Here is a 1,071-nt window from a genome sequence, read left to right as displayed (position 1 = left end):
TGCAATTCCTGCACGCGCCCGACCTTGCTCGCGTAACTGTCGAAATTACGCAGGGTGCCGCCCGGCACGCAGCCCTGGTCGAGGTAATACTCGACACCCGGCAGACGCGGCACACGGTTGTATTCGATGCGTGCGGTGACGTTGCTGCCGTCGGCCATTTCCACCAGATGCCCCAACAAGCCGAAACCGGTGACGTCGGTCATCGCCGTCACGCCGTCGAGCTTGCCGAAACGGCTGCCGGGTTTGTTCAGGGTGCACATCCAGTCCCGCGCCAGGCCGATATCCGCGGGGCGCAGCTTGGCCTGCTTCTCGGCGGTGGTGAGGATGCCGATGCCCAGGGGCTTGGTCAGGTACAGCCGGCAGCCGAGCGTGGCGGTGTCGTTGCGCTTCATATGGCGCTTTTCCACCAGGCCGGTGACTGCCAGGCCGAAGATCGGCTCCGGCGCATCGATGGAATGGCCGCCGGCCAGGGCAATGCCGGCCTCGTCACAGATCGAGCGGCCGCCGCGTATCACTTCGCGGGCCACTTCCGGGGGCAATCGATTGACCGGCCAACCGAGGATGGCGATGGCCATCAGCGGATCGCCGCCCATGGCGTAGATGTCGCTGATGGCATTGGTGGCGGCGATACGGCCGAAGTCGAAGGGATCATCGACTATCGGCATAAAGAAGTCGGTGGTCGACACCACGCCGCGTTCTTCATCTATCGCATACACCGCCGCATCGTCGCGCGAGGCATTGCCTACCCAGAGTTTCGGATCGAGATTCTGCGCGCCGCTACCGGCCAGAATCACCTCCAGCACCGTGGGGGAAATCTTGCAGCCGCAGCCAGCGCCGTGGCTGTACTGGGTCAAACGTATGGGTTCGCTCATGGCATCGCTCGTATCGCCTCGATAAGCGGCGGATTCTAACAGGCCGTTGAAAAACGTAGCGAGCAAAGGCTAGGCAAGGCGAAAACAGCCGAGGAAGCGCAGTGTACGAGCTGTACATGAGCATTCCGAGGCTGTTTTCAACGACGCATAGCCGAGCGCAGTAGTTTCTCAACGGCCTGCAAATCGTGCCTTGGCGGCG

The 1,071-nt window shown here is 62.6% G+C and carries 1 protein-coding gene; it reads right to left on the bottom strand.

Features of this window, described 5'->3' with window-relative positions; genetic code table 11:
* Positions 1–872: selenide, water dikinase SelD (gene selD / locus Q8Q83_RS06135; RefSeq protein WP_305622060.1), on the bottom strand; the 872-nt coding region annotated here is incomplete at its 3' end.
* Positions 873–1,071: the final 199 nt, after the last annotated feature.

The organism is Pseudomonas sp. (genome assembly GCF_030696055.1).
Lineage (GTDB): Bacteria > Pseudomonadota > Gammaproteobacteria > Pseudomonadales > Pseudomonadaceae > Aquipseudomonas.
The sequence above is the reverse complement of the archived record's forward strand: the minus strand, read 5'-3'. Positions and strand labels throughout refer to the sequence as shown.